The organism is Pacificimonas sp. ICDLI1SI03, assembly GCF_054740865.1.
Genome location: NZ_JBSQAU010000001.1, coordinates 730,680 through 757,667, shown reverse-complemented (window position 1 = coordinate 757,667; position 26,988 = coordinate 730,680). Strand labels below are relative to the sequence as shown.

25 protein-coding genes, 1 tRNA gene and 1 pseudogene are annotated in these 26,988 nt (G+C 59.0%); 10 read left to right on the top strand and 17 right to left on the bottom strand.

Annotated features, from left to right (window positions below; all coding sequences use genetic code 11):
* Positions 1-21: 21 nt before the first annotated feature.
* The gene (acs, locus tag ACSMXM_RS03630) at positions 22-1,959 is read right to left on the bottom strand and encodes an acetate--CoA ligase (RefSeq protein ID WP_460314030.1); all 1,938 of its coding nucleotides are present in this window, start codon (positions 1,957-1,959) and stop codon (positions 22-24) included.
* 136 nt (positions 1,960-2,095) lie between these two features.
* Here acs and mazG point away from each other — a divergent pair, with 136 nt between their 5' ends.
* Positions 2,096-2,884 carry a nucleoside triphosphate pyrophosphohydrolase gene (mazG, locus tag ACSMXM_RS03625; protein WP_460314028.1) on the top strand — a complete coding sequence of 263 codons (789 nt, stop codon included), beginning with the start codon at positions 2,096-2,098 and terminating at the stop codon, positions 2,882-2,884.
* A gap of 25 nt (positions 2,885-2,909) precedes the next feature.
* Here mazG and hflX read toward each other — a convergent pair whose 3' ends face one another.
* From hflX to ACSMXM_RS03600, 5 genes and pseudogenes are all read right to left on the bottom strand, one after another.
* Positions 2,910-4,127 carry a GTPase HflX gene (gene hflX / locus ACSMXM_RS03620; protein WP_460314026.1) on the bottom strand — a complete coding sequence of 406 codons (1,218 nt, stop codon included), beginning with the start codon at positions 4,125-4,127 and terminating at the stop codon, positions 2,910-2,912.
* A 134-nt stretch (positions 4,128-4,261) separates the two neighbouring features.
* Positions 4,262-4,483: pseudogene (gene hfq / locus ACSMXM_RS03615) on the bottom strand (RNA chaperone Hfq); the annotation flags it as partial.
* Between the two features lie 87 nt (positions 4,484-4,570).
* Complete coding sequence (ntrX, locus tag ACSMXM_RS03610; RefSeq protein ID WP_460314024.1) at positions 4,571-5,962, bottom strand: nitrogen assimilation response regulator NtrX; 1,392 nt, start codon at positions 5,960-5,962, stop codon at positions 4,571-4,573.
* 6 nt (positions 5,963-5,968) lie between these two features.
* Entirely contained in the window at positions 5,969-8,209 is a 2,241-nt protein-coding gene (locus ACSMXM_RS03605) for a sensor histidine kinase NtrY-like (protein WP_460314022.1), read from the bottom strand.
* A gap of 138 nt (positions 8,210-8,347) precedes the next feature.
* A complete protein-coding gene (locus ACSMXM_RS03600) occupies positions 8,348-9,124 on the bottom strand; it encodes a LuxR C-terminal-related transcriptional regulator (RefSeq protein WP_460314020.1) in 777 nt (258 codons plus the stop codon).
* Positions 9,125-9,291: 167 nt separating this feature from the next.
* On the opposite strand from ACSMXM_RS03600, the gene ACSMXM_RS03595 reads away from it, so the two are divergent.
* Entirely contained in the window at positions 9,292-9,924 is a 633-nt protein-coding gene (locus ACSMXM_RS03595) for a DUF1134 domain-containing protein (protein ID WP_460314019.1), read from the top strand.
* Here ACSMXM_RS03595 and ACSMXM_RS03590 read toward each other — a convergent pair.
* The 3 genes from ACSMXM_RS03590 to ACSMXM_RS03580 form a co-directional block, all read right to left on the bottom strand.
* Positions 9,921-10,784, bottom strand: a complete 864-nt coding sequence (locus ACSMXM_RS03590) for a winged helix DNA-binding protein (RefSeq protein ID WP_460314018.1) — start codon at positions 10,782-10,784, stop codon at positions 9,921-9,923. The two genes, ACSMXM_RS03595 and ACSMXM_RS03590, sit on opposite strands and share 4 nt — an antisense overlap.
* 199 nt (positions 10,785-10,983) lie before the next feature.
* Positions 10,984-11,391, bottom strand: a complete 408-nt coding sequence (locus ACSMXM_RS03585; RefSeq protein WP_460314016.1) for a Crp/Fnr family transcriptional regulator — start codon at positions 11,389-11,391, stop codon at positions 10,984-10,986.
* A 450-nt stretch (positions 11,392-11,841) separates the two neighbouring features.
* Positions 11,842-12,162 carry a hypothetical protein gene (locus ACSMXM_RS03580; protein WP_460316443.1) on the bottom strand — a complete coding sequence of 107 codons (321 nt, stop codon included), beginning with the start codon at positions 12,160-12,162 and terminating at the stop codon, positions 11,842-11,844.
* On the opposite strand from ACSMXM_RS03580, the gene ACSMXM_RS03575 reads away from it, so the two are divergent.
* The 3 genes from ACSMXM_RS03575 (at position 12,049) to ACSMXM_RS03565 (ending at position 13,955) form a co-directional block, all read left to right on the top strand.
* Positions 12,049-12,600 (top strand): Crp/Fnr family transcriptional regulator, encoded by a 552-nt coding sequence (locus ACSMXM_RS03575; protein ID WP_460316350.1) that lies wholly within the window; start codon positions 12,049-12,051, stop codon positions 12,598-12,600. The genes ACSMXM_RS03580 and ACSMXM_RS03575 overlap by 114 nt on opposite strands.
* 53 nt (positions 12,601-12,653) lie before the next feature.
* Positions 12,654-12,908, top strand: a complete 255-nt coding sequence (locus ACSMXM_RS03570; protein ID WP_460314014.1) for a hypothetical protein — start codon at positions 12,654-12,656, stop codon at positions 12,906-12,908.
* A 189-nt stretch (positions 12,909-13,097) separates the two neighbouring features.
* Complete coding sequence (locus ACSMXM_RS03565; protein WP_460314012.1) at positions 13,098-13,955, top strand: Crp/Fnr family transcriptional regulator; 858 nt, start codon at positions 13,098-13,100, stop codon at positions 13,953-13,955.
* On the opposite strand, the gene ACSMXM_RS03560 is transcribed toward ACSMXM_RS03565, so the two are convergent.
* Positions 13,939-15,093, bottom strand: coding sequence for an aminotransferase (locus tag ACSMXM_RS03560; protein ID WP_460314010.1), 1,155 nt, complete (start codon positions 15,091-15,093; stop codon positions 13,939-13,941). The genes ACSMXM_RS03565 and ACSMXM_RS03560 overlap by 17 nt on opposite strands.
* Positions 15,094-15,233: 140 nt before the next feature.
* Positions 15,234-15,310, bottom strand: a tRNA-Pro gene (locus tag ACSMXM_RS03555).
* A 199-nt stretch (positions 15,311-15,509) separates the two neighbouring features.
* Between ACSMXM_RS03555 and ACSMXM_RS03550 the strand changes: the two genes are divergently transcribed.
* A complete protein-coding gene (locus ACSMXM_RS03550; RefSeq protein ID WP_460314008.1) occupies positions 15,510-16,274 on the top strand; it encodes an SDR family NAD(P)-dependent oxidoreductase in 765 nt (254 codons plus the stop codon).
* Positions 16,275-16,296: 22 nt separating this feature from the next.
* Here the strand turns inward: ACSMXM_RS03550 and ACSMXM_RS03545 are convergent, their stop codons facing one another.
* Positions 16,297-17,304 carry a potassium channel family protein gene (locus tag ACSMXM_RS03545; RefSeq protein ID WP_460314006.1) on the bottom strand — a complete coding sequence of 336 codons (1,008 nt, stop codon included), beginning with the start codon at positions 17,302-17,304 and terminating at the stop codon, positions 16,297-16,299.
* 276 nt (positions 17,305-17,580) lie between these two features.
* Between ACSMXM_RS03545 and trkA the strand changes: the two genes are divergently transcribed.
* Together trkA and ACSMXM_RS03535 are read left to right on the top strand one after the other, a co-directional pair.
* Positions 17,581-18,963, top strand: a complete 1,383-nt coding sequence (gene trkA / locus ACSMXM_RS03540) for a Trk system potassium transporter TrkA (RefSeq protein ID WP_460314004.1) — start codon at positions 17,581-17,583, stop codon at positions 18,961-18,963.
* A 101-nt stretch (positions 18,964-19,064) separates the two neighbouring features.
* The gene (locus ACSMXM_RS03535) at positions 19,065-20,459 is read left to right on the top strand and encodes a TrkH family potassium uptake protein (protein ID WP_460314003.1); all 1,395 of its coding nucleotides are present in this window, start codon (positions 19,065-19,067) and stop codon (positions 20,457-20,459) included.
* 74 nt (positions 20,460-20,533) lie between these two features.
* Here the strand turns inward: ACSMXM_RS03535 and ACSMXM_RS03530 are convergent, their stop codons facing one another.
* A complete protein-coding gene (locus ACSMXM_RS03530) occupies positions 20,534-22,432 on the bottom strand; it encodes a YadA-like family protein (RefSeq protein ID WP_460314001.1) in 1,899 nt (632 codons plus the stop codon).
* A gap of 511 nt (positions 22,433-22,943) precedes the next feature.
* On the opposite strand from ACSMXM_RS03530, the gene ACSMXM_RS03525 reads away from it, so the two are divergent.
* Both ACSMXM_RS03525 and ACSMXM_RS03520 read left to right on the top strand, forming a co-directional pair.
* Positions 22,944-23,504 (top strand): sigma-70 family RNA polymerase sigma factor, encoded by a 561-nt coding sequence (locus ACSMXM_RS03525; RefSeq protein ID WP_460313999.1) that lies wholly within the window; start codon positions 22,944-22,946, stop codon positions 23,502-23,504.
* Positions 23,497-24,267: an anti-sigma factor gene (locus ACSMXM_RS03520; RefSeq protein WP_460313997.1), complete on the top strand. Its 771-nt coding sequence runs from the start codon at positions 23,497-23,499 to the stop codon at positions 24,265-24,267. Before ACSMXM_RS03525 ends, ACSMXM_RS03520 begins: the two co-directional genes overlap by 8 nt.
* A gap of 10 nt (positions 24,268-24,277) precedes the next feature.
* On the opposite strand, the gene ACSMXM_RS03515 is transcribed toward ACSMXM_RS03520, so the two are convergent.
* From ACSMXM_RS03515 to dapA, 4 genes are all read right to left on the bottom strand, one after another.
* Positions 24,278-24,937, bottom strand: coding sequence for a sulfite oxidase-like oxidoreductase (locus ACSMXM_RS03515; protein ID WP_460313995.1), 660 nt, complete (start codon positions 24,935-24,937; stop codon positions 24,278-24,280).
* Positions 24,938-24,947: 10 nt separating this feature from the next.
* Positions 24,948-25,478: a DUF2062 domain-containing protein gene (locus tag ACSMXM_RS03510; protein WP_460313993.1), complete on the bottom strand. Its 531-nt coding sequence runs from the start codon at positions 25,476-25,478 to the stop codon at positions 24,948-24,950.
* 122 nt (positions 25,479-25,600) lie between these two features.
* Complete coding sequence (gene smpB, locus ACSMXM_RS03505) at positions 25,601-26,071, bottom strand: SsrA-binding protein SmpB (RefSeq protein WP_460313991.1); 471 nt, start codon at positions 26,069-26,071, stop codon at positions 25,601-25,603.
* On the bottom strand, positions 26,071-26,931 hold the full coding sequence (gene dapA, locus ACSMXM_RS03500; RefSeq protein WP_460316349.1) for a 4-hydroxy-tetrahydrodipicolinate synthase: 861 nt from the start codon (positions 26,929-26,931) through the stop codon (positions 26,071-26,073). Before dapA ends, smpB begins: the two co-directional genes overlap by 1 nt.
* Positions 26,932-26,988: the final 57 nt, after the last annotated feature.

The window sequence follows — 26,988 nt, the reverse complement described above, 5'->3', positions numbered from 1 at the left end:
CGACGTCAGCGGCATCGGTCCCTAACCGCGGCGACCCTCGATCAATGTATCCACCACAGCCGGGTCGGCCAGGGTCGAGGTATCGCCAAGGCTCGACGTATCACCCTCGGCAATCTTTCGCAGGATCCGCCGCATGATCTTTCCAGAGCGGGTTTTTGGCAGCGCCGGCGTCAGATGAATATGGTCGGGGGTGGCAACAGGCCCAATCTCCTTTCGAACATGCTGACGCAGTTCAGCCTCCAGCTCTGGCGACATATCGACCCCGGAATTGGGTGTAACGTAACAATAGATACCTTGTCCCTTTATATCATGGGGATAGCCCACGACGGCTGCCTCTGCGACATCGGAGTGCAGGACAAGTGCACTTTCAACCTCCGCGGTGCCCATACGGTGCCCGCTGACATTGATCACGTCGTCGACACGGCCGGTGATGCGGTAATATCCATTTGCGTCCCGCTTCGCGCCGTCGCCCGTGAAATAAAGACCCTCATATGTAGAGAAATAGGTCTGGTGAAAGCGCGCATGGTCGCCATAAACGCTTCGCGCCTGGCCGGGCCAGCTTGTGGCGATGCATAAATTCCCCTCCGCTTCGCCTGCCAGTTCTGCACCATCATTATCGACCAGCAGCGGCTGCACGCCGAACATGGGCAGGCCCGCCCATCCGGGCTTCATATCGTGGGCGCCGGGCAGGGTGGTCAGCATGATGCCGCCAGTTTCCGTCTGCCACCAGGTGTCGACGACCGGAATGCGTTCTTCACCCACCACGCGATGATACCACCGCCAGGCCTCTGGATTGATTGGCTCTCCTACGGTGCCAAGAACGCGCAGCGACGAACGGTCATATTTCGTCACCGGTCCATCACCCTCTCGCATCAACGCGCGAATTGCGGTCGGGGCAGTATAGAGAATCGACACTTTATGCTTCTCGACGATTTGCCAGAACCGGCTCTCATCGGGCCAATTCGGAACGCCTTCGAAAATCAGCTGCGTTGCGCCATTCGCCATCGGACCATAGGCGACATAGCTGTGTCCCGTGATCCATCCCACGTCTGCCGTGCAGAAGAACAAATCCTCCTCACGCTGATCGAATGCGACCGCAAAGGTCATCGCGGTCCACACCATGTAGCCGCCGGTGGTATGCACAACGCCCTTGGGCCGACCTGTCGAACCCGATGTGTAAAGAATGAACAGAGGATCCTCAGCATTCATCGGGGCGCAGGGGCAATCGTCATCAACGGTCGCCAGCATCTCGTGAAACCACTGATCCCGGTCCGCAGCCATATCGACATCATCGCCGGTGACCCGGACGACCAGTACACCGTCGACACGGCGGCCGCCCGCGAGTGCGGCATCGACATTTGCCTTGAGCGGAATAGATTTTCCACCGCGTTTGCCGGCATCGGCGGTGATCACAAAGCGACTGTCGCAATCCTCTATGCGACCCCGCAAAGCCTCAGGTGAAAACCCGCCAAATACAACACTGTGGACGGCTCCGATACGAGCGCATGCCAGCATCGCCATAACAGCCTCTGGCACCATGGGCATATATATGGTGATGCGATCACCGCGCGTGACGCCCATGGACAAGAGAATATTGGCGAACTTCGCCACCTCTGACTTCATCTCAGCATAGCTGATCCGGCGAACGTCGGCTGCGGGATCGTCGGGTTCGAAGATGATGGCAGTCTTGTCGGGTGTGGCAAGCGCGTGTCGATCGACCGCATTCCAGCACGCGTTCAGTTCGCCGTCCTCGAACCATTTGATGTCGACCTTGGGTGCAAAGCGCCAATTGCCGGCAACCGTCGGGGACTTCATCCAATCCAAGCGGCGTGCCTGTTCCAGCCAAAAGGCCTCAGGATCGCTCAACGATTGCTTATGAAGGCTCTTATAGTCTGTGTCGGTGCAATTCGTCGCCGAACGGGCAGCGGCAGGTACCGGCACGAGCGCTTCATCATCCATTCAATCTCTCCCATAATTTAACATAATATATATTATCGACCAAAGATACGGTTGTGCCTGGGCATCCGAACCGCTGGCCTGCACCTGCCCCTTGTGACATGAATTGGTGGCCTATGGCTATCGTCGAGGGTGAAAGATGACACGTGAACAAAAATTACAAACGGAGATCGTGCGCCTGCGCGAAATCATGGCTGCTTTGCGCGATCCGGATACAGGATGCCCCTGGGATCTTGAGCAGAATTTCAAAACCATCGCACCCTATACGATCGAGGAAGCGTACGAGGTCGCCGACGCAATCGACACTGGGGATCGTGACGAGTTGCGCGGCGAACTCGGCGACCTTTTGCTCCAGGTAATCTATCATTCCCGAATGGCGGAAGAAGAAGGCGCCTTCGATCTGGCGGAGGTCGTCACGGGCATCGCGGATAAGATGGTCGCGCGTCATCCACACGTCTTCGGTGCTGAGGTCAAAGATGCAGCGTCGCAAACCCAGGCATGGGAAGATATGAAGGCCGCAGAACGTGGCAGTGCCAGCGCCCTGGAGGGGGTGACGCGCGCCCTACCCGCATTAATGCGGGCCGAAAAACTTCAAAAACGTGCGTCACGACAAGGTTTCGACTGGCCCGATACTAGCGGTCCGCGCGAGAAAATATTGGAGGAACTGACCGAACTGGAAGATGCCGGTAGCGATGCCGAACGTCGGCATGAAGCCGGTGACCTGCTTTTTTCCGCCGTGAACCTGATAAGGCATATGAAAATCGATCCGGAAGTTGCCTTGCGGGAAGCGAATGACCGTTTTGAAAAACGTTTCCGCTATGTCGAAACACAGGCTGCGACACCGCTGAAGGCGATGTCGCTCGACGACCTGGACGCCCTATGGGCCGAGGCAAAGCAAGCCGAAAAACACCGGACCGGCGAGCGCTAGCATGGTCGGTCAGCGGCGAATGGTCCTAAAGCGCATGAAACCGTGCATATTCGCGCTCGCCAAGACGTACCGACATCAGCATCGTTTCACCTTTCAGCGTCCGATCAAGCACGCGGCCATGCGCCTCCAGCCACGCCATTCTCTCGCCATCGGTAACCGGGACCGAAATTTCATATATCTTGGACGCAGCGAGAAGAATGGCTGCCAGGCGCTCGCGAAATGCTTCAATGCCCTCACCCGTTACCGCTGACAAGGGAACGTGCAACTCGTCATCTGGTAAGGCAAGTTCATCGTCGATCAGGTCGATCTTGTTAAGCACCTCCATGATCGGAACATCGCCGCTTCTTTCAATGCCGAGCTCGGTCAGTACGGCGTACACATCTTCAGCTTGCGCTGCGGAGTCGGGGTGCGAGGCGTCGCGTACGTGGACAATCACGTCCGCCTCCAGCACCTCCTCAAGCGTGGCACGAAAGGCAGCCACGAGCTGGGTCGGCAAATCCGAGATAAAGCCCACCGTGTCCGACATGATGACCTTGTCGATGCCGGGCAGTTCGACGGCTCGCATGGTGGGATCCAGCGTCGCGAACAGCAGATCCTCCGCCATGACGTCCGCGCCCGTTAAACGATTGAACAGGGTCGATTTCCCTGCATTGGTGTAGCCCACGAGCGCGACGATCGGAAAGGGCGCCTTCTGCCGCCGTTCCCGATGCAATGTGCGGGTTCGTGTAACCTGTTCCAATTCGCGGCGGATGCGTGCCATGCGGTCGCGGATCAGGCGGCGGTCCGTTTCGATCTGCGTTTCGCCCGGGCCGCCCAGAAAGCCAAAGCCTCCGCGCTGCCGCTCCAGGTGGGTCCAGGACCGAACGAGCCGACTTGCCTGGTACTCCAGATGCGCAAGTTCCACCTGCAGCCGGCCTTCATGCGTCGCCGCCCGCTCACCAAAAATCTCGAGAATAAGACCGGTGCGGTCGATCACCTTTATACCGGTCTCCCTCTCCAGATTACGCTGCTGCAGCGGGCTGAGCGATCCGTCCACAACGATCAGCTCGACATCCTTGCTGGCTGCGCGTTCCTTCAGCGCCTCTACCTGACCACTGCCGAACAATGTGGCAGGTTTCGGCGCGCGTACGCGCACCACGTCGCTGTCCACCACCTCAAGTGCGATGGCGGATGAAAGATTTACCGCCTCTTCCAGTCGCGCAAGAGGCTCCCGCGGGTTCGCGGCGCGGCTAAGGTCGGGCAAAATGACGAGCGTACGCGCGCCATAGGCGCGGCCCGCGACCTCTTCCGTGATGGTGCTAATTGGCCAATCCGTTCATTGGTTCGACCAACAGCACCAGAAGTAGGCAGCGGTCACTCGCCATCAACGTCCTCTTCTTCGAATAATTGGACAGGGCCCGACGGCATAACGGTCGAAATGGCATGTTTGTAGACAAGCTGAGATTGCCCTTCCCGCCGCAGCAGGACGCAAAAATTGTCGAACCAGGTAACGTTCCCTTGCAACTTCACGCCGTTGACCAGGAACATCGTGACCGGCATCTTCGCCTTCCGGATGGCGTTGAGGAAGGTATCCTGAAGATTATTCGACTTTTCTGCCATGCGGCCACTCCTGTTTGGCATGAATTTGAACCCCCTACCCTAGCGCTGCACCGCAGCATTGGAAGCGTGGAGATCGCTCGAAACAGTTTATTCTTTTCTTTCTTCGCTTGCAGCCTCGCTCAGGTCCAGAGCCTTTAATTTCCGATGGAGCGCCGACCGCTCCATTCCCACAAACGTAGCCGTGCGACTGATATTGCCTGAAAAACGCCTGACCTGCACGCGCAGATACTCCCGTTCAAAAGCTTCACGAGCCTCCCGGAGAGGCGCCCCCATAATGGCGCGGTTTGACTCGCCAGGTACGATTTCAGCAGGCCCGCTGACAATCTCCGACGGCAAGCTCGCAACGCCGATCGTTTTCAATTGTTCGGGCGGCGTCAGGATCATCACCCGCTCGATCACGTTTCGCAGCTGACGCACATTGCCCGGCCAGTCATAACCTTGCAGCGATGCGGCAGCGTCCTCGCCCAGTTTTGGCGTGGGGACATTTCGCTCCGCCGCATAGCGGGCCAGGAAGTGCTCGGCGAGCGGAACGATATCTTCCCGCCGTTCCTCGAGAGAGGGCAGACTGAGCGGCACCACTGCGATGCGGTAATAGAGATCCTCGCGAAAGCGACCTTCGGCAATCTCGGTACTCAGGGTGCGCGACGTTGACGCAATCACGCGCACGTCCACCGCCACAGGTGATGTTCCCTTCACACGCGTGAACACCTGATCGGTTAATACCCTCAGGATTTTTCCTTGCGTTGGCAATGGCATATCAGCCACCTCGTCCAGGAACAATGTCCCCCCGTGCGCCTGCTCGAACAGGCCTACGCGCGTAGCGGCGGCGGCATCTTCCACGCCGAACAATGCCTCTTCTACCCTATCGGGATGCAGCCGCGCGGAAGATACGGTTACGAAGGCTCCCCTGGCGCGGCTCGACCCCGCGTGCAAAAGGCGTGCCACCACCTCCTTACCGGACCCCGGTGGCCCGTCGATCAAGACGCGACTGCCTGTTGGCGCCACGCGCTTCAGTGTGGCACGGACATTGGCAATCGCCGGACTGTTGCCCGTCAATTCATTGTCGACCCCTGCCCGCTCCCGAAGTTCCTGATTCTCACGGCGCAGGCGCTCCGCTTCCGTCGCTCGGGCAACCGTCAATAACAGATGATCGGCCTGAAACGGCTTTTCTATGAAGTCATAGGCGCCGCGCTTTATCGCTGCGACCGCGGTTTCGATATTGCCGTGCCCGGAAATCACGACAACGGGGATAGTTGCGTCCCGCTGTTTGATTTCGTCCAGCAATTCGATGCCGTCCAGTTTCGACCCCTGCAGCCAGACATCGAGGACGATCAAAGAGGGTTTGCGCTCGGTGATGGCGGCGAGGGCCGCATCGCTATTAGCGGCGCTTCGGGCCTCATACCCCTCGTCTTCCAGTACGCCGGAGACGAGTTCACGAATGTCCTTCTCATCGTCGATCACAAGAATATCGAGCGGCATGTTTCCTTAGCCCTCCACAACAATTTGAGATGGTTGGTCGTCGCCCTCGCCCAAGTGGCGCGCCAGCAGATTGATGTCGAATGTCATCCTGACACACATTCCCCCGGAATCCCGGTCGAGAAACAAAAGCGTTCCCGCATGCTCCTCGACGATCTTGCTGACGATCGCGAGCCCCAGTCCTGTTCCCTTTTCGCGCGTCGTGACGTACGGCTCGGTAACTCGTTCGCGCAAAGCGTCTGGCAAGCCCGGACCATTGTCGCAAACGTCGATCCTGATCTGTTCGTCGTGCGTCGAAAGAAGCGTCTCGATCTTGGACGGCACGGTCCGCTCATCTCCTTGCAAGGCCTCCGCCGCGTTCTTCATCAAGTTCGTCAACGCCTGAGCGATTTGTCGCCGGTCGCAGACCAGATCGGGCAGTCCTTCCTCGACCTCCAGGCTGTAGGATATGCCAGGATTACCCACCTCCTGCAGAAACAATGCCTGGCGCGCGATTTCTGCCAGAGATTCTCGCTCGAACACCGGCTTGGGCATGCGCGCAAAGGAAGAAAATTCGTCCACCATGCGGCGCAAATCGCCGACCTGCCGGACGATCGTACTGGTCAACGCCTCAAAAATGTCGGCGTCGGCGGTGAGCTTGTTACCATAGCGCCGCTGCAGCCGCTCCGCCGACAATTGGATCGGCGTCAGCGGATTCTTAATCTCGTGCGCGATCCTGCGCGCCACGTCCGCCCATGCTGCACGTCGCTGATCCGCAAGTTGTTGTGTTATGTCGTCGAACGTCAGGACGTGGCCAAGCGTACCTCCTGGAACGGCCCCTGCCCGCACGAGCAGGATCTGCGTATCCCCGTCGCGTGCAATGCGCACTTCGCCCTGCGCGATATTCCCGGTTTGGGCCCGGGCCAGCAGTTCGGAAAATTCCGGCACCGCATCCGCCAGCGACCGCTGCAGCAAAGCCGCTCTGGTCGTCGCCAGCAATTCTTCGGCGGCCGTTGACACCAGGGCGATGCGGCCAGAGGCATCCACAGAGATGACGCCCGCAGTGACGCCTTGCATGACAGCCTCTATGAATCGGCGGCGCTCTTCTGCCTCGGCATTGGCGCCCACAAGGGCACCAGTCTGACTTTCCAACTGCCTTGCCATGCGATTGAAGCTTCGTGCCAGCGTACCGAGTTCATCCGGGCTGCCGCGCACGGGAACCCGCGCTGCCAGATCGCCCTCCCCCAATCGTTCGGCCGCTTCGGCCAGCCGGGCAATCGGAGAGGTCAGCCGGTTGGCGAGCCATAGGCCCGACAGAATTGCCGCTGCCAGGATAAGCAGCGCCACGCCGCCCAGCATCAGGTTGAAACGCCATTGCAGGCCAGCGCTGTTCGCGAGCAGATCAGAATATTCCGATCGAGCACCAGCCGCCCGGTCAGCTGCCTGCACAGCACCGGGGTCCACTGTGCGGCTGGCGTATAGATAGGTTTGATCGCCAGGATTTATCCGCACGATCGCCTCGACGCGATCGTTGCGTCCGCCCAGGATCGCTGTGTCCCCTCCCGTTGCCCGAATAAGGTCACCGGGAAGAATGCGTTGTTCCAGCACCTGGCGTTCGCCGAGAGCATCGGTCTCGCCCTGAGACGCATATACAGTGAAGCCGCCCCCGGCGCGGGGCCGGAAAACGATCGCTTCGCTGAGCCCGCGCGCCGCAATCTGCCAGGCGACACCATCGGCAAAGGTCTCGTCGGCTATGCCATAATCGCGGGCATAGCCGTCCAGATCCCCTCCCATGGCGACGATATCGCCAATGATCCGCTGCTGGTTTTCTTCGACATAGGCCTGCGCCACCTCCTCCGCATTGCGCAACACCGTTTGCGCCCTGTCGGAGAACCAGAACGCCGTTCCCGATTGAAAGAGGATTGAGGCAAAGACGACCACTAGGATGGTGGGCACGGCAGCGAGGCCCGCAAACAAGCCGACAAGACGCACATGCATACGCGCGCCGAGCAAACCTCGGCGACGCTCCAACCAAAGCAGCGCCAGACGGCGGGCGATCAATATGAACAATCCCATCAGCGGTACCATGACGCCGACGAGCAGGAGCGTACGCCCGGTCGGCCCAAGGGAAGCGGTCTCGATTTCGCCGGTCAACGACAGATAGCCGACAAAACCCGCAATGAGCGCCAACAGACCCAGCGTAATTTCAAAGCGGGGATAAAATTCTACGCGGCCGGACATGCGGCTCAGCCGCTTGCGGACGCGGGCCATGCGCGACAGCCTATTGCCCGGGTGCCTGCGCGTGTTGCTCAAATGTAGCTGTGTTGCCATTCAGCGACAGAATCTAACGATATCTGCGCAGGAAGCAAATGAAGCGGCGTTCCTCCGTCGTGTTCGTGGCTCGTATCGTCAGGCCGCTAAGCCCAGATACCCAAGCTGCCCCGCCTTGAAGATGGTTTGGCTGCGATTGACGGCATCCAGCTTCTCACCCGCATTCTGGATATGAAAACGTACGGTGGCGTGGCTGCGGGACAGGATAATGCTGATCTCCTTGTCCGTTTTGCCGATCGAAGCCCACCTTAGGCATTCGACCTCACGCTTCGTCAGCTGGCAATTGGCCGGCAACCATTGGCGCTTCCGCATGACCTTTTGATAACCCGCGATCAGCCTGTGGGCATAAACCGATAATTCGTCGGAATGTTCGGCGAACTCAGCAGAGAGGTCGAGTTTCTCCGGGTCTTTCGGTCCAAAGAAAAGCGCACCGATAACGCCGAACGGCAGGTGAATCGGAATTGCCACGGCCGCTGGACACTGCGCCCGCTTCTCAAAGTTGCTGGTGTCAATGTCATCCAGATACGGGTTGTGCTGCGCCGTGTGAAAGCCCTGTTCGTTCGCCCAGAAAGGCTCGCTTTCGTACCGGCAGGCACGATGCAGCGGAGAATGAAGCGCGATGCGGCTTTCCTCCCAGGATTGCTCCGTTTCCTCCGAGAAACCGAAGACGCTCAGAACCAGAATATTCCCGTCGCCATCCACCATTGGCGCCTTTGACGCGATGTTCGGCGTCGGAACGAACCACCAGCCGGGCAGCCATCGACTACACTCTTTATGCAGTGCCTGCGCCGCAGGAAGAATGTCGGCGGCACTTCGTATAGAGACCCGCTGAATCATCTCGTCCAGACTACGCACGCTGGCCCATCCTCCCAATATACTTAATTACATAAGCTTATAGCTCTTTTCATAGGTTTGATCACGAACCTGCCTCGAAAGCAAGCGACAAGCTCATGAAGGTTGATCCGTTCTGCCAAGTGTCGTTAGGCGGCAGGGAACGGGCGGCGTATGCGAGGATGTATGATATGTCGGAGTGCAGGCTTAAATTCCTGGGGGCGATCAGCTCTCTCCTGATGCTCGGCGGCTGCGCGACGTCTGGCGGAGATGTTCCGCCGCCAACGGGCGCCACCGCCGACACCGTCGAAACTGCACCCAGCGAAAATCCCACGTCAGAAGAAGGCTTTGATGAGGCGGAACTCGTTGCTGCGGCAGAGGGCGTCTTTGGCAAGGGCGCGGAGGGATTGGCCAAGCTGATTGAGGATGTGGTCAATGATCGTGGCCGGCCAAATGCCTATATCGTGGGAAGAGAGGGGTCTGGCGCCATCGGCGTAGGCCTCCGCTATGGTGCGGGAACGCTTTACCACCGGGTGGAAGGTAAACGCGACGTCTACTGGACCGGGCCATCCATAGGTTTCGACGTCGGCGGAGATGCCAACCGTGTCTTTACGCTGATCTACGACCTATATGATACGGAAGACCTCTACCGGCGATATCCCGCAGTCGAGGGTAAGGTTTACGTCGTCGGCGGTTTCACGGCTAATTATCTGCAACGCGACAATATTGCCGTCGTCCCCGTGAAGCTGGGCGTGGGATGGCGGGTCGGCGCGAATGTAGGCTATCTGAAGTTTTCGGAAGAGCGGCAAATCCTGCCGTTCTAGGCGATCACGTCCAGATAGCGTTCCATTAGGGCTGCCGTGTCATCGGACAGGGTCACAAAGCTGCGCCGGCCATCCTCTGGGTCAGCCTCCCGAACCAGCAGACCGGAATCGGTCAGGCCCTTGATCCATCGCAACCCGGTGGTGGTTGGAACATTGGCGGCAATACAAAGGCTGGAGATGGAAACCGGCACCCCCTCGTGCCTTGCTGCCGCCAGATCCAGAAGTATGTCCCAGGCGGGGTCTGCAAACAAATCGGGGGGGAAAAAATCCGTTCGGGCACGCCGGCTGTCGATAATGCCACGGATCAGCCGCGCACTTTCGATCGGCGTCCTCTCATTCGCTGAGGCAGTTTCGCGCGGCTGGCCGCTTGCACTGACGAGGGCGCCTAGCGCCTGGGCAATCCGCTCGATTTCCCCGCGCAGACTATCCAGATCGATCTGGCCTTCTCGCTTCACATGCTCCGCCACCCGCTTGGACAGATCAATCGGTTGCAGGACCCCCATTAATTCTTCCTTCTTCCCCGGCCAGACAAGGAATTCGAGGTTCGGAACATCCATAAGGGGGCCAATTTCGTCCAATGAAGCTGGGTCCATAACGGCGACAACCCGGCGACGAACTGCCAGCTTTTCAAGAATATCCTGCAGCTGGGTGTAATTGTCCGCAATACTCGCGGCGTTGATTTCCACCAACAGCGCGCTGGCTCCCATCAATCGCGTCGGGCCATCGGCGTTCAGGATGGATGCAGGGTCACTAGAGGTGAACACCACCTCCCATTCTTGCAAATGCGCTGCGATCTGCGCTGTAAGCCGCTGCGATAAGGCCAGTTGAACACGGGGCCGATGCTGTTGATAGCTGGTCAAATTCTTTATCCGATATGGACGAAAATCATACCTCTATAGAGCCGTTATGTATCGGAACCAGCATTAGGGCGCGCAGGCGGTCGCGGCGCGCCGAGCGGATGAAAGGGGGTGAAGCGTATTTTCCCTGCCGACGCAGGCCGAATCAGAATCGGATCGAAAGCAGCCTGGTCAGCACGGCTGCGACAAGAGACAAATGCCCCTAGTCTTGCCGCCTTACCGGCATCAGCAGCCGTTCATATTCGGCTTCGGGCGATCCATAAGCGCCGCGGGCGTAAGCCTCCAGCGCCGGGCGGTCGCGCACAATGATGCAACCGCGCTCTGACCGGATGAGCAGTTCTCCCTCAAGCGTGTGCAATGCCGTCATAACGCTGGGCCTTCTGACCGCCAGCATCAGCGATAGAAATTCATGTGTGACCTGCAGTTCATGTCCATCGATGCGGTCGTGAATCATAAGCAGCCAGCGTGCCAGCCGTTGGTCCACATGGTGCACGGCATTCGACAATGCGGTGTGGGCCGTCTGAACGTTCTGCGCCTGCACATAGCGCAGCAGAAGATTGCGTAAACTCGCACGGCTTTCCACCGCAGCTACAAGAAAATCAACCGGCATCCGGTGTCCCTCGGCAGGTACCTGCACGACGCAGTCACAAGCGGACCGGTCGGAACCCATGATGAGGGCGGTCGGGCAAAAACCATCGCGACCGAATAGCCCGCTTTCTGCGGCCTAACCTTCCCTGGACATAGTGATAAGGGAACCCGCCCCCGCTTCGAAAAAGTAAGCCTGTTCGATGGGGCCGTCATTTTTGTACAATATTGTGCCTTGATCAGCTTTAAACGGCACGAGGTTACTGCAGATCAGCGAGAAATCATCGGGGCTCATCAGCCGCAGAAGATAATTCCGCACCGAATCTTGCGATGGGTTGGTCATTTTATTCCCTGTTTTAGAGCGAGGAGGCGGTACGGCCCGCTCCTGAAGCCCCACTATATTGACGGGGGAGCCACGACTATTGCTATGACCGATCCATGAGGCCTGCCTTATACCGCTTTAAGGCGTCTGCTTTTATCGAGCGTATAAAGCGGAAATATGCTCAACCCCCTGACGCGAAAGCTGCTGGCTTTTTGCGATTTCACAACTGCCGAGCGCCGCGCCCTCGCCCGGCTGGGGGAATATGGCGTCCAGCGCCTGTCCGGCGATGGCCTCGGTAACGACCTTGGAAAACCGGGCGACGTGTACCTGTTGGTCGACGGGTGGGCTCAGCGTTACAAAATCCTGCCCGATGGCGGCCGCCAGATCCTGGCATATTTGCTTCCCGGGGATATGTCCGAAAGAGATACGGATGTGTTTGGCGGCTTCGATCACGAGATGGAAGCGATCGGACATGCGACGGTCTGCCAAATATCCAAGCAAACACTGCTGGAAACCGAACGCGATCACCCCAGGATTGCCATAGCGCTGGCGTGGGCGGCGTGTGTCGAAAGGGCAACGCTGCAGGAATGGATCGCCAATCTGGGACGCCGCTCGCCCGAACGCCGGGTGGCTCATTTGCTCTGCGAGCTTTGGAAGCGAATGGCGATAATCGGCAATGCTGATGGCGACGTGATGTCTTTTCCTGTCAGCCAGGTACAGTTGGCAGACACGGTCGGTTTGACGCCGGTAACCGTCAACCGCATCATTCAACGGTTACGGCAGCAGAACATCATCATTCTGCAGAATGGCAAGCTGCAAGTTGTTCAGGCGGAGCAGCTATGCACCATGGCTGGTTTTGATGCAGCCTATCTTTACGCAGACAATTATCAGGCGAAATCCCACGATTCTTGAAAAAGCTAACCTATTACGTCGCGCCGCACACGGACAGCGCGTTAAGGCGGTTCATGGCTAGACTCGCATATCAACCGATTCTACTCGCGACCGGCAGCGAAGACGAGACTGGCCAACTGGTTTTCGTCGACAACCGGCTCGTGGCGGTCCTCGTACGACTGGATTCTGAAGCACATGGGGATCTCACGGGGCTTTGGTACGTTGAGGAGACATTCGGCGTCGAATTTGATTGGCCGATGCTGTTTACGTCCTTGGACGAAGTCAAGACGTGGGCCTCCGGCTGTTTCGACAGCGAAAGCGACTATTGATCGCCATTCTGTGACTTTTTTTGTCGCGTCGGCGAGAAATGTGCCCTTTCGGAACATCGAATGCTTTTGGTTTAGTTTTTTCTCGGCAGTTCACCGATGGTACGGTTTTTTACCAAGGTCAGAACTTAGCTGGCTTGCTGATAAGCCTTCTTGCAGCCCTTCTTAAAGCCCGCATTGATGGAGAGCAGAATGCCCTTGCCGCACAATCAAGAGGGGGACCCTGAGCGGCTTGGTAGCGGTACTGTGAGGTCGTTATTGCATGGCGAGCCGCATCCGGAATTCAGCCCCCTATCAAACTCCCTTATCGCTTATCCCAATTATGTGAGTGAGGCCGAATGGCAGGCGCTGAACGACATCGCAAAAGGCGAAAAAGCCGTCGAAGCAGGCACAGAGCTTCATACTCCGCGTAGCAAGGAATCCGACGTCCATCTGCTGGTAAAAGGCTGGGCGTGCCGTGCGGCGACAACAGAGTCCGGAAAGCAGCCAATTTCCACCCTCTATCTTCCCGGCGACGTCATCAACCTTGATGCACTGATCGATCAGGAATCCGGTGATTTCGTTCAGATGATCACCGATGGCAGTATCATTTCCTTTCCCCGCGCCAGGCTTTGCGCGTTGAAAATGCAGATGCCGGGCATCGCCAATACATTCCTCTGGCTTTCGCTGGTTGAAAATGCCCGCATATCTGAATGGTTGAAGTGTTTGGGGGCGAAACCAGCGCTGCAGCGCGTAGCGCATCTATTCTGCGAAATCGCTATACGCCTTAATGCAGTAAAGGGCGACGATGTCGTTGAAATTAAGCTGCCACTGACGCAGGTTCAAATCGCGGATACGATTGGAATCACCCAGATCCATACGAATCGAACCGTGTCCGCATTGCGTGAAAGAGGTCTGATCGAAACCTCCTACAAAACATTGCTTATCCGCGACTTCCCCGAATTATGTCATATTGCCGAGTTCGACCCATCTTACCTGCAACGGCATGAAATCCGAACACTGGATGGCGACGGCTCTACGACAACAGCGATCCCTAGCTTAGGCGCATAATGCTCTGGCCCAGGCGGAGAGCGGCCTCGATCAGCAGCTCATCGGCCTTGGCAAAGCAGAGCCTGACAATACGGTCTTCTTTCTGAGACGCATAGAAGGGCGACAAGGGGATCATCGCCACTCCAGCCTCCTGAACCATCTTCAGACAGAAGGATCTGTCGTCCATGTCGATCCCGGAGGCGCTGAGATCGATGCAGAGGAAATAGGTTCCCTCGCTTGGCAGAACGCTCAGCCCCTCTGCCGCGAGGCTTTTCGCCAGGGTATCGCGGCTCCGCGCAAAGCCTTCACGCATTCCAGTGAAATATGACGGCGACATGGTCAGGCCATGTGCCGTGCCGATCTGCAGCGCCGGGGGCGTGCTGAACGTCAGATACTGGTGCATCCTGGTCATTGCGGCCAGAAGCGGCGGCGGCGCTATGGCGAAACCCACCTTCCATCCCGTCAGGGAAAATATCTTGCCGGCCGATCCGATCTTGATCGTGCGCTCCGCCATACCCGGCAGGCCGTGCAGCGGAACGTGGGTGCGTCCGTCAAAGACGATATGCTCCCACACCTCATCGGAAATAACGATTACATCGTTACGGATGCAGACATCCGCCAGCAGCGACAGCTCCTCACGAGTAAACGCCCGCCCAGCGGGATTTAACGGGTTGTTGAAGACGATTGCCTTTGTGGTCGGGTCGATGACACGATCCAGCGTCTCGGCGTCCAGACGCCATTCGGGTGGACGCAGCGTGATGAAATGCGGAACACCGCCCGCCTGCCGCACCAAGGGCAAATAGGCGTCGTACATCGGCTCGATCATGACCACCTTGTCGCCAGGCTCGATCAGCGACAATATCGAGGCCGCCAACGCCTCCGTAGCCCCCGACGTGATCAGAACATTTTCAGCGGTGATGCCAAGCCCCTGATGTTGGGCGTAATGCGTCGCCACCGCCTCCCTCAACAGGGGTAAGCCGCGCATGGGCGGATACTGATTGGGACCAGCCATGATCGCATCGGCCGCAGCCTGCCGAATTTCGGCCGGACCATCCCTGTCCGGAAAGCCCTGCCCCAAATTTATCGCATCATGCTGCCGCGCCAGAAGCGACATTTCCTCAAAAATGGTAGTTTGTTCGACAGGCAGATGTAAATTCATATGCCCAGCCTACGACATCGTGGGGGCGACACGCCAGAAGAGAACGAGTTGCCCAGCAGGCAAAGTCTAAAGGAAATCGGCAGCAGATTGGCGAGACCCGCTGAAATACGGAGTATCTCCGTCGTGAGCCGAAAATAAAATGGTCGGGGAGACAGGATTCGAACCTGCGACCCTCTGTTCCCAAAACAGATGCGCTACCAGGCTGCGCTACTCCCCGACACCCGCGCCTCTAGGCAGGTGCCGCGCCGCAAGCAAGGTGCATTTGCAGATACGTGGTCCTTGTGGCCAGTGCGCCCTGCTCCCCTGCCCTTGCCGCACTTACAGCTCGGTTGATTGACCTTCGACGCTCAGCGCTTATGGGCGCGGTGCGAGGCATTCCTCAGATGGGACGGGCCTCAGATGGGACGGGGGTTTCGATGAGCGGTGGACCAATATTTCGTCTAGACGGCAAAGTCGCCTTCATCAGCGGCGCGGGGTCCGGCATGGGCGCAGGCATCGCATCGATGATGGCGCGGCAGGGCGCGCGGGTTATCGTCAACGATCTCGTACCGGAGCGCGCTGAGGAGACGGCTGCCAGCATCCTGCGTGAAGACGGCCAGGCAATCGCGGCTGCGTTCGACATAACGTCCCTTACCGCGGTACGCGACAGTTGCGAAAAGCTGGCACGGGATAATGGCGGCATCGACATATTGGTCAACAATGCTGGAAATGCCGGAGGCAGTCAGTTTGTGCCCACCCCTTTCGCCGACATGCGGCCTGAAGATTGGGATGCCTTTCTCTCAGTCAATATGAGGGGCGTCCTGAACTGCACGCATGCCCTCTTGCCGGGAATGCGCGACCGGGGCTGGGGCAGGATTGTTACGATATCCTCTGATGCAGGACGCATTGCGGCCGTGCCGGGGGTCTCGGTCTACGGCGCGGCTAAGGCGGGAGCAGCTCATTTCATGAGGCACATCGCGCTGGAGACCGCCGAATATGGGGTGACGGCCAATACCCTCTGCCTGGGGCACATGAATACGATTGGCGAACCCTATGCCAGTGAAATCGTGCGGCAGATCCCCTGTGGTCGGCTGGGCACACCCGAAGACGTGGCATCGGCCGCGCTATTTCTGGCTTCGCAGGAGGCCAGCTGGATCACGGGCGCCACTCTTGCCGTGAATGGTGGCTATCCAGCAATATAAGTGGTCGACCGGGTAAAGCCGATCAGCCCTTTGCCGGCACTGCCGGTGCCTGCGGTCGGAATTCGGCTTCGGTGGCAACGCAGGGCACGATTTCGATGATTTTGTCGTCGGCTCTCAGTTCCTGAACCTCCATTTCCCAAAACCCAAGCGGCTTGCCATCTCGATAGATGCGTACGCCCAGGCCGGACGTGATGTCGCGCAGGGACGCGCCGACTTCATTCGGCTCCACGTCTCTTTGCACCAGCCGTACACGACCATGGGTTGACGCGAGATCAGCCATATAATCGGACGTGTCGGCGCCATGGGCCGAACCCGCCAGCAATAATCCGGCGAAACTGACCGGGTTGATCACGGTGGTTGCGCCCGCTTGCCGCGCCAGCAATTCGTTGTCCTGCGCCCGAACCGAAACGCTGATCCGCACATTCGGTGCCAGATGCCGCGCTGTAAGACAGATAAGGATGGATGTGTCGTCCCGGCCTGCGGAAACGATCATTACCTTGGCATCGGCAACGTGGACCTCTCGCAGCGTCTCGTCGCGCGTCGCATCCCCCTGCGCGACAATGCACCCCAGCCCCTCTGCCCGAACAAGGGCGTCGTCATTGGAATCCACGACCACGATGCGTTCAGGCGGGGTGCCCCGCGCAATCAGCTCCGCGACTGCGTCGGCACCGCTGGTCCCATAGCCGGCAATGACGATATGATCGCATAGTCGCTTTTGAAGGCGCGCCATAATCCACCTGTCCCAAGTCCGTCTGATTACAAAAGTATACGCTGTTCCCACAAACAGCAGCACGATAAAAATTCGGATCGGTGTTACCACCAGGGCGTCGAACAGCCTTGAGCTGTCTGTGACGGGAACGATGTCGCCATAACCCGTCGTCGTCGCGCTAATCATGGTGAAATAGATCACATCGACGAAGCTGACGTCACCGTCCAATTCGTCGACGAACTTATCCCTTTCTATCCAATGAATGGTAATGATCGAAAGCAGCAGGGCCACCAAGGCAAGGGCGCGCCAGCCAACCGTCATCCAGGCTGGCCGCGGAGATCGGCGCCGCAGGGTAATGGACGAGGCAGGCTCGGCCCGCAGAGTGGATGTCTTTTTCCGGGTGGCAGCCATGATTGATCACATAGCGCAGTCTGGGGGGGAAGTGTCCAGTCCGGCCACGGCCTTTTCCAGCCAAAGGTTCACCAGACTGGCCATATGCGATAACGAAATTGGGATGAATGCATCGGGCGTTTCAAATTTACTGCCCGCACGTAAAACGAGATGCGGCGGCTGGGTCTGCTGGCGGGGGGATAAATTATGAAGGTGGTCATCTGTGGAGCCGGACAGGTAGGCTCGACCATCGCGCGTCAACTCGCTCGCGAAGGAATGCATGTGACGGTCATCGACGCCGATCCGGATCAGGTGAGGCGAGTCGACGAAAGCTACGAGGTTCGCGGCATCCTTGGCCACGCTTCCCATCCCCGCATCCTGGAACGGGCAGGCGCCGACGATGCCGATCTGCTGATCGCCGTCACCCGCTCGGACGAGGTGAACATGGTTTCCTGCCAGGTCGCCTATTCGCTGTTCAACGTGAAGCGGCGGATCGCGCGCCTTCGGCATACCGGCTATATCACGCCCGTTCGCGAGGGACTTTACGCGGCAGAGCATCTGCCCATTGACGTGATCATCGCGCCCGAGCTTGAGATCGCCGAATCCATCTTTCGTCGGCTGAAAACGCCTGGCTCCTTCGATATGCAGACCCTGGGCGACGGACGGTTGCAACTGATCGGCGTGCATTGCGACGAGGGTGCGGAGATCATCGGCGAGCGTTATCTCGAGCTCTACAAGAGATCGCCTTTTGACGGTGCGGCCTTCCTCGTGCTCTTTCGCGACGGGGTCGCTCAGTTCCCGACAATGCAGGAGACGGTTCGTGCCGATGATGACGTCTACGTCGTTGTTCCCTCCGATCGGACGAAAGAAGTGCTGCATTGCTTTGGCCATCGGGAGCATGCCGCCCGAAAACTGACCATCGTGGGCGGCGGAAATGTTGGTCTGCACCTCGCCCGGCAATTGGCACGTGACGCCCCCGAAGTGGCCGTCCGCATGATCGAATTCGGAAAGGAAAGAGCAGAATATATCGCGCGAGAGCTTGGCGATGCCACGATTGTCCTGCATGGCGACGCCCTGGAGAGCGAGGTTCTTGAGGACGCCCAGGTTGGTGCAGCGGAAACCATCATCGCGGTTACCGATGATGACGAAACCAACATTTTTGTCTCGGTGCTCGCAAGAAGACTGGGGTGTCCGCGCGCAATAACGCTGGTGAACAAGCGGTCTTACGAGCCGCTACTGCCCGCGCTCGGCCTCTACACGGTGGTCAGTCCCAGCGCGACGACGATTTCCACGGTCCTTCGTCATGTGAGGTCGGAGGCGGTACACGCGCTTCATACACTACGCGGCGACTTCGGCGAGGTAGTGGAAGTGACGCTCGGCGAGAAATCGCCCCTTGCCCAACGTATTCTGCGCGACGTCAACATCCCAGCGGGCATACTCCTAGGGCCCGTTTTGCGGGACGATGAACTGATCATTCCCCGGCCGGAAACGCAGCTGGCTGCCGGTGATCGTGTCGTGGCAGTCGTAGAATATTATGCACTGAAGCGCGCGGAAACCCTGTTCGCCGGGCGCAAGGGGCTTCTTGGGTGACGGCGCTCAGTTCATTGCTGGATTCCGGCGAACGGAGGACGTTCGACGTTTCGCCGGTCCTTCACCTCATCGGTCTCTTAATGATTGCGGTGGGGAGCCTCATGACGCTGCCACTCCTTGTGGATATCTTCGCCGGAAACAATGATTGGGTCGCATTTGCACTCAGCAGCCCCCTTTGCATTTTCATCGGTCTGCTTTTCCGCCGGGCATCCCCTGAGGACCTTGCACGTGGCATGAGTGTCCGACAGTCATTCCTTCTGACCCCTCTGGCCTGGCTAACAGCCGTCACGTTCGGCGCCCTGCCGTTCTTCATGACCGATTTTGGCGAGACGAGCGGCAACATCACGAACGCCTTTTTCGAATCCATGTCCGGGCTCACGACGACCGGAGCTACCGTCGTCACCAACCTCGATTCCGCGCCTCCTGGCTTTCTTTTATGGCGGGCGCTCCTGCAATGGGTAGGAGGGATCGGGATCATCGCCACGGCGATCGCGGTGCTTCCCGCGCTCGGCATTGGCGGCATGCAGCTGTTTCGTACGGAATCCTCGGATCGCTCGGAAAAGGTAATGCCGCGCGTTCGCCACATCGCGTCAGCAGTCGGCTCGGTTTATATTGTCCTCACGGCGCTGGCGGCGATTGCATATTGGCTCGCGGCGATGGCGCCGTTCGATGCTATCGTTCATGCGCTTACGACCGTCGCTACAGGCGGCTTTTCGACATCCGACAGGTCGTTTGGCGCCTGGAGCGATAATGGGATCCAGTGGATCGCCATCCTTTTCATGCTCTCCGGTTCCGTGCCGTTCGTTCTCTACGTCCGTCTGATCGCAGGCGATCGGAAATCGCTTTGGGACACACAGGTCAAAACGTTTCTGGGCTTCCTTGCCGTCACTATAGTGTGCGCGACCCTTTATCTGTTCCTCTCCGGCAGGTTCGGATTATGGGATGCCTTACGCCTGTCTGCTTTCAACATCGTTTCGGTCGTCACAACGACGGGATATGCGACGACGGATTACACGCTGTGGGGCGGCGCGGCTGTTGGTGTTTTCTTCGGCCTTGCTTTCGTTGGGGGCTGCACCGGCTCCACAACTGGCGGCATAAAGATTTTTCGCTTCGAAGTTCTCTGGAAGCTACTGCAAAGTCATTTTCGCAGCTTGCTTTACCCACGCGGCGTTTTTCCAAGAAGCTATGCGGGCCGGCCCCTGGGGGAGGACGTTGCCGTTTCCGTAATCGTGTTCTTCGCTATTTTCTTCGTATGCTATTCGATGGTTACCATCGCGCTGATGGCGATGGGCCTGGACTTTCTGACCAGCGCGAGCGGCGCTGTAAGTGCTCTTGCGAATGTCGGCCCGGGATTGGGTGACCAAATCGGCCCGGCCGGCAATTTCTCCGGCCTGCCAGCGGCAGCGAAGTGGCTCCTCTCATTTTCAATGCTGCTGGGCCGGTTGGAGCTTTTCACCGTCTTGATGCTGTTTCTGCCGAGTTTCTGGAAAAAATAACGGGATCTGCAAACAAAAAGGGTGGCCCCGCACAGGACCGCCCTTTTCCATTCAATCGCTTTGTCCAACCGGGCTTAGAAAGCTACCTGGAACCCGGCGCGAGCGCCTACCTTGCCGCTGTCGAACCCAACGCCCACGCCGGCGGACACGGACGACATCTGTCCAACGGCCGCGCTGATCGCGGAGGAGATGGCGGCCTTGTCGTCATAATAGCCGACACCGCCGGACAGCGCGAACTTGGCACCAGCAGGGATGGCGGGTGTCTCCATCGACATCGCCAGCGCGACGCCTTCCGTCGCCCGGTCGACGCCCCGGCGGTTCTCTTCGGACATGTCGAACAGCGTGGCGGTCTGCCCCTGCAGAGTGTTGATCGCTGCAGAGTTGGCGCCAATGGCCTGACTGTTATTGGCGATGGCAGTGGTGTTCGCCATTACGTCATTGGCACTGGCAAGCCCGCCGGGCGTACCGACGTTCGACAGGCCGAGCGTACCGTTGGAATCCGCCGTGACGAAGTTGATACTGCCGGTCTGGCTGTTGGTGGAACCGTCCAGACTGCCGATAACCACCTGCTCGTTCATCGTTGCCGTGGCGCCATTGCCGATGGCAATCGAATTCGTGCCAGAAGCGGACGCCTGATTACCCATGGCGACGCTATTTTCGCCAGACGCGGTCGCACCTTCGCCGACAGCGGTCGATGCCGTCCCGGATGCTTCTGACAAATGGCCCAGCGAGGTGCTCATCCCGGCACTGGCATTGGACCGCCACCCATAAGCAGTAGCGCCGGGGCCATTTGCATTGGATTGACCACCGACGGCAGTGGTGGATGCCCCCGTGGCGACGGCGGCCTGATTTCCATTATCGTCGACGCCGTCCCCGTCCGCGTCAACGAAGTCACGATTGCCGCCAATGGCGATTGAGTCTCCACCAGAGGCTACCGACTTATTGCCAATCGCAATCGCGTTGCTGCCGGATGCGACCGCATCCTCGGCACCTGCAAAGCTCTGGTCTCCGGATGCTTCGGTCTGGTGGCCGACCGCGGTGGCCATTGCGCCGGTTGCTTCGGCCTGCCAGCCAAGTGCCGTGGAACCGGGTGTGGAGGCTACGCTCTCGCCGCCAACTGCCGTTGTCGATGCCCCCTGCGCATTGGCAGAATCACCAATCGCAAGAGCATCTTCGCCGTTCGCGATCGATTCATTGCCAATCGCCGTGGAGAGGTCGGTCTGTGCATCCGCATTCTCGCCGACCGCAGTGGAACGAACACCCTGGGCTGTGGTCAGATGCCCGAGCGCCGTGGCGCGCTCTGCAGCGGCGTCGGCACGCCAGCCATAGGAGGTGGCTCCCGGTCCCTCAGCATTGGCCTGGCCGCCTACGGCCGTCGTCGATGGGCCAGTAGCCGTGGTTGATCGGACATCATTGTCGGGGTCGGCATCTTCGTTGACGTCGGCAATTCCGTTTCCGTCTGAGTCGACAAAGTCGCGATTGCCGCCAATGGCAATGGCGTCGCCGCCCTCCGCAACCGATTTATTGCCGATGGCAACGGCATTGGAACCGGACGCCACGGCATCCTCACCACCAGCAAAGCTCTGATCGCCGGATGCTACCGTCTGGTGACCGACTGCGGTTCCCATGGCCCCTGTTGCCTGAGCCTGCCACCCAAGGGCGGTTGCGCCGGGCGTCGTCGCATCGCTCTCGCCGCCCACCGCGACCGTCGACGCAGCGGAGGCGGTGGCGGGTTCCGCCCCGGCATCGTCGCCGCCGACTGCCACTGCGTCCGTACCAGATGCCACTGCACCCGCGCCGACGGCCGTCGCACCCTCGGCATCTGCCGCGCTGTCGACGCCGCATTCTGTGGAATTCGCGTCGGCGGCCTCGTTACACGGCGCCGTTTCGTCGGCCAGCGCGGGCTGCGCGAGCATGAGCGCGAAGCCGCTTGTTGCGGCTAGCATCAGGCTGTTTTTCTGTATTCTGGTCATGTCGTCTTCCCTCTTTTTTAACTTCATTCGAAAAAAACGTGGAAGGGCAAGTTCAACGCAAACGATATGCCGGCTCCGACCCCCGGGTGACCGAATCGGTCGGTTTCGGGAGATCGAAGGCATTTTCGCTGAACATCCAGAGCCCATGAAAATGGCTGATGCATTGATTGTCCTTCCCTAGGCTCGTCCGGCCATCGCGTTCTCACGCATCCTCCCGAACGAGGCCCCAACAAGACCCCGAGTCTGTTAGTTCCCGTTGTAAATCGACGGTTTAGAGAGTTAGCAGCCGTCAAGTGGCTCGCTATTGCAAGGCTAGCTGTCGTGACAGCTACGAGCCGCCATTATGCGCGGATGCGCGACAAAATTTTTTTATGGGTGCGTGCCGGCACCGCAATGGCAGGGACCCCACGGGTTCCGCGCTATGGCGGAGATACGCTTGACGCAGTCTGTTCCTTCGCCGATGGTCAAGCAAATTGAACGATATGTAGCGAAGTAACTTGTCGGAGAGCTTGTGAACGCACGGGAAGAACTCAGTTCACTGCTTCACGACGTCGCCACTGGCAATTCCGAAGCCATGGCAGAAGTCTATCGGCGAACCCAGGCGAAGCTATTTGGTATCGTGCTGCGTATTTTGAACGAGCACAGCGAAGCCGAGGACGTCCTGCAAAAAGTATATATCACCGTATGGGACCGGGCGGGTCAGTTCGACTCCGCAAAGGCAAGTCCTATCACTTGGTTAGGCACAATCGCGCGTAACCGCGCGCTTGATCGCCTTCGGCAAAGGCGGTCCGACCGGATCGTCCCTTCCGGCTCCGTCCCCGCCGTCGCGCTCGAAAGCGCAGACCCGTCGCCGGGGGCGCTGCAATCTCTGGAGCGCAAGGAAGAGGCCCAACTCTTAGAAAAATGTCTCGATACGCTCGACCAGGCGGCAGCGGCGGCCATAAGAAGTGCTTTCTGGGGCGGCATTAGTTACAGAATGCTGGCCGAAAAAGTCGACGTGCCCTTATCCACGATGAAAAGCCGCATGCGGCGCGCCCTCGCCCGGCTTCGCGATTGCCTTGTCCATGAGTGAGGATGCCCCCATCCCCCTTGATGGCGACGGTCTCGCCGCTGCCGAATTCGTGCTCGGGCTGCCGGACGCCGCCGAGATTGCGCAGCTTGCAGCGCGGCGGGCAAGCGACCCTGCCTTTGCGCGCGCAGTCGATCTGTGGGAGCAGCGCTTCGCCCCCCTGCTGGACGAGGCCGCTCCTGTGGACGCCCCAGATGATATGTGGGCTCGCATCGCAACCGAATTACAAGGTCGCCGTGCCGCAAACTCAGATCCGGGGGACGTCATGAATAGTCCGGGCAAACTACGCTTCTGGCGGCTGTACGGCAGCGCGATGACTGCGGCGGCGGCAGTGTTGGTCGCCGCCCTTCTGACCGAGCGGCAGACAATCCCGGAACGTCCGGCAGTTGCGCCGGATGTTTCGGCCCCCGCGGAACCTGAACTGACCGGCATCGAACCCGTGACGCTCGAATCGGCAACGCTGGCGCCAGAGGAAGGCGTACCAGTCGCGGTCCTCACCTATGATCCGGCCAATAAGCGTCTTTTTGTCTCGCCCGTAGGAATTCCCTCAGATGCGGACACGGTGCCGCAACTGTGGTTTATCCCCGGCGATGGCGTCCCGCGGTCCCTCGGCACAATAGAGGCAGGCCAGACTGTAACGTTGCAACTGGCGGAAGATTTCGATGACGCCGCAACGCTGGCTATCTCCATCGAACCTGAGGGGGGCTCGCCTACAGGAGCGCCTACCGGGCCGATTGTGGGAACAGGCAGTCTGTCTAGCCTATGAATTCAGGAAATTATTCGTAGCGCTGTTCTAGCCAGGGGTCGCCCACATTGTGGTAGCCGCGCTCCTCCCAAAAGCCGGGTTTGTCCTCAGCGCTGAAGGTTATGCGCTTCAGCCATTTCGGGCTTTTCCAGAAATAATAGCGGGGCACGACGAGCCGTACCGGTCCCCCATGTTCCCGGCTGATCGCCTGCCCGTCATGCCTGTGGGCGAGCACGCAGTCCTCATCAAGGAAGTCTTCGAGGCGCAGATTAGTCGTATAGCCGTCGTAGCTGGCCAGCAGCACGTGGGTAGCGTCCTTTGCCACGTCGGCAGCTTCGAACAGATGCCTGGTTGAAACGCCGGTCCATCGATTATCGTAGCGCGACCACTGGGTAACGCAGTGAATGTCAGAAACGATCTCGATCTGCGGCTGCGCAAGAAAACTGTTCCAGTCCCAGGTCAGATCCTGGGCCACCATGCCGTCGATTTTCAGCCGCCAATCGGCTGGCGCCACATCCGGCTGTATGCCGAGATCCAGAACAGGCCAGTTTTCGACCAGCCTTTGACCCGGTGGCAAACGGTCGACGCCATGTTCTCCAGTCTTTCCGGTCAGCAATCGACCGGCCCGCGCCCAGGCCTGTTTCGTTTCGACGAGCTTCGCCTTGTACCCTTCGGTGTATTCTTCGGTCATGATGTCAGGATTAGGCGCACTCCCGCCGCCTCGCAAGTCGCGCCCTCCAGCGGCGAGATACCCAGAACCGCCACAGGAAATGAATGGTCAGAAAGCCCACCGTGGCGCTGATCGTACCAAGGAAGATACCCCCGATGAACCAGGGGATTGGCATATCCTTTATAGCGTGCAGGACATCTGCATTTGCGGGCAGCAGGTTGGTATCTCTACCCAGCAGCCAATCGCCTGTCATCACCGTGGCTGGGTAAAGCACGACGATCGTGACCGGATTTGAAACCGATGTGAAGAGGGCGGCGACCGCGATATTCGCGCGTGCCGAAACGGCGATGAGCGCCGCGAGGAAAATCTGGAAACCCATGGGGATCGCAAAGCCCAGAAAAAGACCGAGCGCGACCCCCCGCGCAATACTGCGGCGGTTGAAGTGCCAGACGTTCGGGTCTCCGATATAGCGAGCCACTGGCTGCAGCAGGCGGCTGCCACCCAGCGTCTCCTTCGAAGGCGCGTATCGTCTCAGACAGCGCCCCATGCGCTTCACCGACATTCTTTGGCCTCCCGTCTGCCGGATGAGGCTATCTCACCCAACTATAACCAATTTGTGAACGCGGCCGAAGAAAAGCAAGGCCTTACAGGGCGGCTGACGAGAGTGATATCACTCGCGCGCGCTCATCCCTTCTCTCGCAGCAGGCGCGCCTTATCGCGTTTCCAGTCGCGCTCCTTCTGCGTTGCGCGCTTGTCATGCAATTGCTTGCCCTTGGCTAGCGCAAGCTCGACTTTCGCCCTGCCGGAAGAATCAAAATACATACTCAGCGGCACCAACGTCATCCCCTCGCGCTGGATCGCTCCGCCGAGACGGTCGATCTGGCGGCGCTTCAATAACAGCTTTCGCGGCCGTTTCGGCTCGTGATTTTGCCGATTTCCGTGGGAATATTCGGGAATATTGGCGTTCACCAGCCACGCCTCGCCGTTGCGCACCTCGGCATAACTCTCGCCGATGGTCGATTTGCCGCTTCGCAGAGACTTCACTTCGGTGCCATGCAGGACGATGCCTGCCTCCATGACATCTTCGATGCTAAACTCGAACCGCGCCTTGCGGTTTTCAGCGATCATCTTCTGCTTGTCGGCAGCGGGGGCCATCAGGAAAGACCGGCCAATTCCAGCGCCGCATCCACAAGAGCCTTTTCCGCATCGGTGCACGGAACGATCGGCAGGCGAACCTCGGAATCCGCCAGATTTCCCATCTTCGCCATCGCATATTTCGCAGGCGCGGGGCTTGGTGCGGCGAACATGGCCAGGTGCAGGGTGTGAAGGCGCTTCGCAAGCACCAGACCTTCGCCCCAGTCGCCCCTCTCGCAGGCGGCAACGAATTCAGCGCAGAGGCGTGGCGCCACGTTGGCGGTAACGGAAATGACGCCCCGGGCGCCCGACACCATCATACCCAATGTCAACTCATCTGAACCCGACAGAACGCAGAAATCGTCTGGGCAATCTATACCCGCCTGCACGGTACGGGAGACATCGCCCGACGCGTCCTTTATCCCGACGATGTTCGGCAGTTGCGCAAGTCGCCGGACCGTATCCGGCAATATATCTGCCACCGTGCGCCCCGGCACATTGTACAGGAAGATAGGCAGGTCGCTGGCCTCCGCAACCGTGCGGAAATGCTGATACAGCCCCTCCTGATTGGGCTTGTTGTAATAGGGGGCGATCACCAACGCTGCATCGGCGCCGGACTTCTTTGCCTCCTGCACGTGCAGGCATGCGGTCGCCGTGTCGTTCGACCCTGCGCCTGCGATGACGGGTACGCGCCCTGCTGCAACCTCCACGACGCGCCCGACTATTTTGTGATGCTCGTCGATGGTTAGAGTGGGAGATTCACCCGTGGTGCCGCAGGGAACCAGTCCGCGCGACCCTTCTGCAATCTGCCATTCCACGAGGCGCTCCAGCGCTGGAAAATCGACTTTGCCGCCCTTGAACGGCGTGACCAGCGCGGGCATCGAGCCGGTAAACCTGTGTGCCAAGAATATGCTCCAATTTTTTTGGCCTCTTTTTTC

What these genes read in the sequence shown, in the direction of transcription:
- ACSMXM_RS03565 (WP_460314012.1), top strand. Translation starts at nt 13,098, where the DNA reads ATGCCCTTGCCGCACAATCAAGAGGGGGACCCTGAGCGGCTTGGTAGC.
- ACSMXM_RS03535 (WP_460314003.1), top strand. Translation starts at nt 19,065, where the DNA reads ATGACGCTGCCACTCCTTGTGGATATCTTCGCCGGAAACAATGATTGG.
- mazG (WP_460314028.1), top strand. Translation starts at nt 2,096, where the DNA reads ATGACACGTGAACAAAAATTACAAACGGAGATCGTGCGCCTGCGCGAA.
- trkA (WP_460314004.1), top strand. Translation starts at nt 17,581, where the DNA reads ATGAAGGTGGTCATCTGTGGAGCCGGACAGGTAGGCTCGACCATCGCG.
- ACSMXM_RS03515 (WP_460313995.1), bottom strand. Translation starts at nt 24,937, where the DNA reads ATGACCGAAGAATACACCGAAGGGTACAAGGCGAAGCTCGTCGAAACG.
- ACSMXM_RS03510 (WP_460313993.1), bottom strand. Translation starts at nt 25,478, where the DNA reads ATGTCGGTGAAGCGCATGGGGCGCTGTCTGAGACGATACGCGCCTTCG.
- ACSMXM_RS03530 (WP_460314001.1), bottom strand. Translation starts at nt 22,432, where the DNA reads ATGACCAGAATACAGAAAAACAGCCTGATGCTAGCCGCAACAAGCGGC.
- ACSMXM_RS03550 (WP_460314008.1), top strand. Translation starts at nt 15,510, where the DNA reads ATGAGCGGTGGACCAATATTTCGTCTAGACGGCAAAGTCGCCTTCATC.
- ACSMXM_RS03545 (WP_460314006.1), bottom strand. Translation starts at nt 17,304, where the DNA reads ATGACGGTTGGCTGGCGCGCCCTTGCCTTGGTGGCCCTGCTGCTTTCG.
- ACSMXM_RS03570 (WP_460314014.1), top strand. Translation starts at nt 12,654, where the DNA reads ATGGCTAGACTCGCATATCAACCGATTCTACTCGCGACCGGCAGCGAA.
- dapA (WP_460316349.1), bottom strand. Translation starts at nt 26,931, where the DNA reads ATGCCCGCGCTGGTCACGCCGTTCAAGGGCGGCAAAGTCGATTTTCCA.
- smpB (WP_460313991.1), bottom strand. Translation starts at nt 26,071, where the DNA reads ATGGCCCCCGCTGCCGACAAGCAGAAGATGATCGCTGAAAACCGCAAG.
- ACSMXM_RS03585 (WP_460314016.1), bottom strand. Translation starts at nt 11,391, where the DNA reads ATGCCGGTTGATTTTCTTGTAGCTGCGGTGGAAAGCCGTGCGAGTTTA.
- ACSMXM_RS03560 (WP_460314010.1), bottom strand. Translation starts at nt 15,093, where the DNA reads ATGAATTTACATCTGCCTGTCGAACAAACTACCATTTTTGAGGAAATG.
- ACSMXM_RS03605 (WP_460314022.1), bottom strand. Translation starts at nt 8,209, where the DNA reads ATGGCCCGCGTCCGCAAGCGGCTGAGCCGCATGTCCGGCCGCGTAGAA.
- acs (WP_460314030.1), bottom strand. Translation starts at nt 1,959, where the DNA reads ATGGATGATGAAGCGCTCGTGCCGGTACCTGCCGCTGCCCGTTCGGCG.
- ACSMXM_RS03595 (WP_460314019.1), top strand. Translation starts at nt 9,292, where the DNA reads ATGTCGGAGTGCAGGCTTAAATTCCTGGGGGCGATCAGCTCTCTCCTG.
- ACSMXM_RS03580 (WP_460316443.1), bottom strand. Translation starts at nt 12,162, where the DNA reads ATGTCCGATCGCTTCCATCTCGTGATCGAAGCCGCCAAACACATCCGT.
- ntrX (WP_460314024.1), bottom strand. Translation starts at nt 5,962, where the DNA reads ATGCCGCTCGATATTCTTGTGATCGACGATGAGAAGGACATTCGTGAA.
- ACSMXM_RS03520 (WP_460313997.1), top strand. Translation starts at nt 23,497, where the DNA reads ATGAGTGAGGATGCCCCCATCCCCCTTGATGGCGACGGTCTCGCCGCT.